5 protein-coding genes are annotated in these 6195 nt (G+C 64.8%); 4 read left to right on the forward strand and 1 reads right to left on the reverse strand.

All coding sequences use genetic code 11. The features are described from left to right. From EOA27_RS17775 to EOA27_RS17790, 4 genes are all read left to right on the forward strand, one after another. The coding region (locus EOA27_RS17775) for an ABC transporter substrate-binding protein (protein ID WP_145970389.1) at nucleotides 1-1424 on the forward strand (1424 nt) is incomplete at its 5' end. A gap of 70 nt (nucleotides 1425-1494) precedes the next feature. Then, entirely contained in the window at nucleotides 1495-2448 is a 954-nt protein-coding gene (locus EOA27_RS17780; protein ID WP_127256796.1) for an ABC transporter permease, read from the forward strand. After that, a complete protein-coding gene (locus EOA27_RS17785; RefSeq protein ID WP_126078655.1) occupies nucleotides 2445-3329 on the forward strand; it encodes an ABC transporter permease in 885 nt (294 codons plus the stop codon). Before EOA27_RS17780 ends, EOA27_RS17785 begins: the two co-directional genes overlap by 4 nt. Then, the gene (locus tag EOA27_RS17790) at nucleotides 3322-5349 is read left to right on the forward strand and encodes an ABC transporter ATP-binding protein (RefSeq protein WP_126078656.1); all 2028 of its coding nucleotides are present in this window, start codon (nucleotides 3322-3324) and stop codon (nucleotides 5347-5349) included. Before EOA27_RS17785 ends, EOA27_RS17790 begins: the two co-directional genes overlap by 8 nt. A 106-nt stretch (nucleotides 5350-5455) precedes the next feature. Here EOA27_RS17790 and EOA27_RS17795 read toward each other — a convergent pair. Beyond that, nucleotides 5456-6195 (reverse strand): LysR family transcriptional regulator (locus EOA27_RS17795; protein ID WP_145970390.1); only part of this gene is annotated, 740 nt, incomplete at its 5' end.

A 6195-nucleotide genomic window follows, 5' to 3' on the forward strand; every position in this document is an offset into this window, starting at 1 on the left:
GCGTGCCGGCCGCGGCGATCGATCCCGTCACCATCGCCGACGCCGGCGGCCTGCTCGTCATGCAGCAAGTGGCAGAATTTCTTTGCGTCGACGGCCCGGACCTGGTGCTGAAGCCGGCGCTGGCGGAAAGCTGGAAGCCGAATGCCGACGGCACGGTGTGGACCTTCACGCTGCGCAAGGGTGTCAAGTTCCACTCGGGCGGCGAGATGAAGGCCGAAGACGTGGTGGCCAGCATCGACCGGCTCGCCGATCCGGCCAACTCGTCCAACGCGCTGTCGGTGTTCAGCGGCATCCTGCAGAAGGGCAACACCAAGAAGGTCGACGACTACACGGTCGAATTCCATCTCGATGCGCCGAACGGCAACTTCCCCTATATGGTGTCGTCCGACAACTACAACGCCGTCATCATCCCGGCGAGCTACAAGGGCGACTACGAGAAGAGCTTCGACGGCACCGGTCCGTTCAAGCTGGAAAAATACACGCCCAAGGTCGGTGCGTCCTTCGTGCGCAACGACGACTACTGGGGCGACAAGGCCCTGCCGGATCGCACCGAGTTCACCTTCTTTACCGACATCCAGCCGCAGATCCTGGCGCTGCAGGGCGGCCAAATCGACATCATCAACCAGATGCCGGTGCTGGCGGGCGTTGCGCTCCTCAACGATCCGAATTTTGAGATCATCAGCCTGAAGTCGGTGGCTCATCAACAACTGCATATGCATTGCGACGAAGGTCCGACGAAGGACGCGCGCGTGCGCCGCGCCATCGCGCTCTGCCTGGACCGCGAGAAGCTCGCCGCAGGCCTGATGAAGGGACGCGCGGCACTCGGCAACGACAGCCCCTTCGCCGCCGTCTACCCCTCGACCGACACCAGCGTGCCGCAGCGCAAGCAGGACATCGCCCAGGCCAAGCAGCTGATGGAAGCGGCCGGACTCGCCCAGGGCTTCAAAATGACGCTCACCACCGAGCGCTATCTGGAAATCCCGGAATACGCCCAGCTCATCCAGAACTGGGTCAAGGAAATCGGCATCGAGCTCGAGCTCAACATCCTCGACCAGGGCGCCTATTACGGCGATGCCGTGTTCGGCAAGTCGAACTGGCTGGATTCGGCGATGGGCATCACCGACTACGGCCACCGCGGCGTGCCCAACGTCTATCTGGCGGCCCCCTTGAAGAGCGACGGCACCTGGAATGCCGCCCACTTCAAGAACAAGGACTACGACCAGATGGCGGCGAGCTATATCGCGGCCCTCGACCTCGAGGCGCAGAAGGCCACTGCCGGCAAGATCCAGAAACTCCTGCTCGAGGAAACGCCGGTGGTCTTCGGCTATTTCTACGATTATCTGACGGCGACGGCGAAAGGCGTGACCGGTGTGCAGCCCACCGCCATGTCGCAGCTGTTCCTCGACAAGGCGTCGAAGGCCTGACGAGAGCGAACAAGCATATCCCTGACGGCCGGCTCTCCACGGAGAGCCGGCTCCAATAGGAGTATTCGCCATCCTCGTCTTCCTTGTCCGGCGCCTGGCTCTGTCGCTCGTCACGCTGGTTTTGCTCAGCGTCATGGTCTTCCTTGGCGGCCAGGTGCTGCCGGGCAATGTCGGGCGCGCCATATTGGGGCCGTTCGCCGACCAGCGCGCCGTCGATGCGCTCAACCACTCGCTCGGCGTCGACCGGCCACTGCTCGTCCAGTACGGCACCTGGATCTGGAATTTCCTGCATGGCGACATGGGCACGTCCTACATTTTCCGCGCGCCGGTCGCCCCCTTCGTCATCGATGCTCTGGGCAATTCGCTGAAGCTGGCATTGATCGCCTTTGTGCTGGTGGTGCCGATCGGCATCCTGGGCGGCGTCATCGCCGCGCTCAATCTCAACCGGCCGCTTGACCGCATCATCAGCCTCGGCGGCCTGTCGGTGACGGTGCTGCCGGAATTCGTCACCGGCATCATCCTGATCCTGATCTTCGGGGTGTGGCTGCGCTGGCTGCCGATCGCCGCCGCATGGCCGAAAGGCGCCGGCTTCTTCACCCAGATCTATTACCTTATCCTGCCCTCGCTGCCGCTGTTCCTGGTGCTGTTCGGCTATATTGCCCGCATGGCCAGGTCCGGCATGATCGAGGCGCTCGATTCCGACTATACGCGCACCGCCGTGCTCAAGGGCCTGCCCTGGCGGACGGTGATCTGGCGCCATGTGCTGCGCAACGCGCTGCTGCCGACCATCACGGTGATCGCCACCCAGACCGGCTATCTGATCGGCGGCCTGGTGGTGATCGAGACGCTGTTCCGCTACCAGGGCATCGGCTCGCTGATCTTCACCGCCGCGCGCGGCAAGGATTTTCCGATGCTGGAAGCCGGCATTCTCACCATCGGCATCGTCTATGCGGTGGCGACCTTGGTCGCCGACTTCCTCTATTCCGTGCTCAATCCGCGCATTCGGCTGGGGGCAGAGCAATGAGCGCGACGGACGGCCCGTCCCTTCCCGCAGTCCAGGATACTGTTGCGCGGCGCAGCGCTTGGGGCGAGGTGCTGCATTCGCTCGTGAGGTCCCCCACGTTCCTGACCGGCCTGGGCATCCTGCTGTTCTGGGTCATCTGCGCGCTGTTCGGCGAACATTTCGTGCCCTACGATCCTCTCGACGCCGACATCATCAACACGCTTGCGCCGCCATCGGCCGACCACTGGTTCGGCACCGATCAGCTCGGCCGCGACGTCTTCTCACGCGTCATCGTCGGCTCCCGCGACATCCTGACCGTGGCGCCGCTGGCGACGATCCTTGCGACTATCGCCGGCACCGCGCTCGGCCTGGTCATCGGCTATTTCCGCGGCATCGTCGACGACATCGTCAGCCGCGTGCTGGAAGCCTTCATGGCGATCCCAGTGGTCATCATCGCGCTGCTCGCCATCGTCGCGCTCGGCACCTCGAAGATCACCGTCATCGTCGTCATCGGCCTGAGCTTCGCGCCGATCATCGCCCGCACGGTGCGCTCGGCGGTGCTGGCCGAACGCGAGCTCGACTATGTCGCCGCGGCAAAGCTGCGCCATGAAGGCGCGCTGCACACGATGTTCGTCGAGATCCTGCCCAACGTCATCCCGCCGATCCTGGTCGAGACGACGGTGCGGCTGGGCTACGCCATCTTCGCCGTGGCCACGCTTTCCTTCATGGGCTTCGGCATCCAGCCGCCCTCGCCCGACTGGGGCCTGTCGATCTCTTCCAATTACGGCATGATCGGCGGCGGCTTCTGGTGGACGGTGCTGTTCGATGCCTTGGCCATCGCCTCGCTGGTGATCGGCGTCAATTTGGTGGCCGACGGCGTGCATGGAGCGTTCAATGACTAACCAAGCCGCCAACGCGCTAGAACTCAAAGACCTTTCGGTCGCCTATCGCGTCGGCCGCCGCGATCGCGCGGTGCTGCGCAACGTCAACCTGACCATCAAGGCCGGCGAAGCCTACGGGCTGGTCGGCGAATCCGGCTGCGGCAAATCCACCGTGGCGCTTTCCGTGGTGCGTTATCTGCCGCGCAACGGCTCGATCACCGGCGGCTCGATCGCGCTCGACGGCAAGGACGTAATGAAGCTCGATGGCGAGGCGCTGCGGCGTGCCCGCGCGGACAGCGTGTCGATGGTCTACCAGGACCCCGGCAAGGCACTGAACCCGTCGCTGCGCATCGGCCGGCAATTGACCGAGATCTTCGAGCTTGCGGGCATCAGCGGACAGACGGCTGAAGACAAGGCGCTCGCCATGCTGAACCGGGTGCGCATCTCGGATCCGGCAAGCGTCATGCAGCGCTATCCGCACCAGCTCTCCGGCGGCATGCAACAGCGCGTGGCGATCGCCATGGCGCTCGCCAACGACCCCTCGATGCTGATCCTCGACGAGCCGACGACCGGGCTCGACGCCACCGTGGAAGCCGAGGTGCTCGACCTGATCGGACAGTTGCGGCGCGAGTTGTCGGCGTCGATCCTGTTCATCAGCCACAATCTCGCCGTCGTCTCCAACATGTGCGACCGGGTCGGCGTGCTTTATGCCGGCATGCTGGTCGAGGAAGGCACGACCAAGGACGTCTTCAACGATCCGCGCCATCCCTACACCGTGGCGCTGCTGCGCTGCCTGCCGCGCGGCGGCCAGCGCAAGGACCAGGGCCGGCTCGACACCATCCCCGGCTTCCTGCCCGGCATCGGCGCCACCATCACCGGCTGCGCCTTCGCCGACCGTTGTGCGCTGGCCACCGAACGCTGCCGCGCCGAGCCGCCGCCGCTCTACGATCTCGGCGAGGGCCGGCTGTCGCGCTGCCACTACCATGACAACGCGCAGTCGTTGCCGCGTGCCACGCCCGCCGAGATTCCCGCTGTCGCGCCGAAGCAGGCGCCGCCGGTGCTGCAGGTCGAAGGGCTGAACAAGACCTATGCCAGCCACGGCCGTCCGCTGCGGGCGGTGAAGGATGTCTCGGTCAGCCTGAGACCCGGCGAGACGCTCGGCCTGGTCGGCGAATCCGGCAGCGGCAAGACGACCTTCGCGAGGCTCCTGCTCGGCCTTGTCCCGCCCGACGACGGCGGCTCGATCGAGCTGGAAGGCAAGAAGCTGGCGCCACGGCTTGCCAGCCGCTCGGAGGATCAGGTCAAGGCGGTGCAGATCGTCTTCCAAAATCCGGACTCCGCGCTCAACCGCTCGCATTCGATCCGCCATATCCTCAGCCGCGCCCTGAAACGGCTGGGCGGGCTCACCGGCAAGAAACTGGACGCGCGCCTCGAAGAGTTGGTCCGCTCGGTGCGGCTCACCGACCGGCATCTGGCGGTCAAGCCTCGCCAGCTGTCAGGCGGCCTGAAGCAGCGCGTGGCGATCGCGCGCGCCTTTGCCGGCGATCCGCGCATCGTGGTCTGCGACGAACCGACCTCGGCGCTCGACGTCTCGGTGCAGGCGGCGATCCTCAATCTTCTTGCCGACCTGCAGTCGAGGCAGGATGTCTCCTACATCTTCATCTCGCACGACCTCGGCGTGGTGCGCTACCTCTCCGACAAGATCGCCGTGCTCTATCTCGGCCGCATCATGGAGTTCGGACCTTCGGAAGCGGTGTTCTCCGGGCCGCATCATCCCTACACCGAAGCGCTGCTATCGGCGGTTCCAAAGCTCGACCGCACCGAGAGCTCGCGCATCCGCCTCGACGGCGAGATCCCGAGCGCGGCCAACCCGCCGACGGGCTGCGTCTTCCACACACGCTGCCCGCGCAAGATCGGCGCGATCTGCGAGACGCAAGAGCCGGAGCTTTCCGAGGCCCAGCCCGGGCATACCATCCGATGCCATATCCCTTACGACGAACTGGCAAGGCTGCAAAAGCCGAAGGCCGTGGAGCCGGCGTGATCAGAATGCCGCCGCGCCTAAAGCGCGTCGTGATCTTTCAGATCGCTCCATGCGCTTTAGGTTTTTGATTTGACGCATGTCTTTATCCTGAAACCGGCCCCGACTTTCAGGAGACATGCCTTAACATACTGAAGGCGCGGTCGCTCTCCGCGAAAGCCTGATCGTTGGACAGGTTCCTGGCGAGCGTACGTAGGCCCGTGAGCGCGATGTCGAGGGCGTCGGAAGAGGCGGGGTTTTCCGGATAGGCAAGATAGATCGGGCGCTGGAATACCGGCGTGTCCTCGACGCGTCTCAACTCTCCGCGCTGGATATGAGTGCTGACCGCACTCAGCGGCAGATAGGCGGCCGCTTTCTGCGACAGGACGTGCTGCAGGCCGATGAAGACCAGCCCGGCCGAGATCGCCGGCTTCACCATTCCGGCAAAGGCGCGGTCGTGCTCGACGCGGAACTCCAGCCCCCAGTCCATCAGGATGTAGTTATTCGTCCACGATCCGAGCTGATCCCTGTGCTGGACGAGAACCACCTGATCAACGGCCAAGGTCTCATAGACGATGCCCGGATGCGGCCTGGGCAGATAGAGGATGCAGATGTCGAGCAGGCCTTCGGCCATCTGGTCGATCGCCAGATCCGGGAAGCTGCCTTCCAGCCTGAGCGCCACGTTCGGCCGTTTCGCGCGCATCCAGTCGATCCAGGGCGAGGTGATGCTGTCCCAGAGATAGGCGGGCGCGGTCAGCCTAAGCAGCGTCTCGTAGCCATCGGGAACGGCGATGTCCTGGCGCGACTGCTCCCAGGTGCGGGTGATCGTCGAGGCATGCGGCAGGAACTGCCGGCCGGCCGGCGTCAGCG

The organism is Mesorhizobium sp. M2A.F.Ca.ET.037.01.1.1, assembly GCF_003998075.1.
Classification (GTDB): domain Bacteria; phylum Pseudomonadota; class Alphaproteobacteria; order Rhizobiales; family Rhizobiaceae; genus Mesorhizobium.

Excerpts from the sequence above, each read along its gene's own strand:
- EOA27_RS17785 (WP_126078655.1), top strand. The coding sequence starts at position 2,445 with ATGAGCGCGACGGACGGCCCGTCCCTTCCCGCAGTCCAGGATACTGTT.
- EOA27_RS17790 (WP_126078656.1), top strand. The coding sequence starts at position 3,322 with ATGACTAACCAAGCCGCCAACGCGCTAGAACTCAAAGACCTTTCGGTC.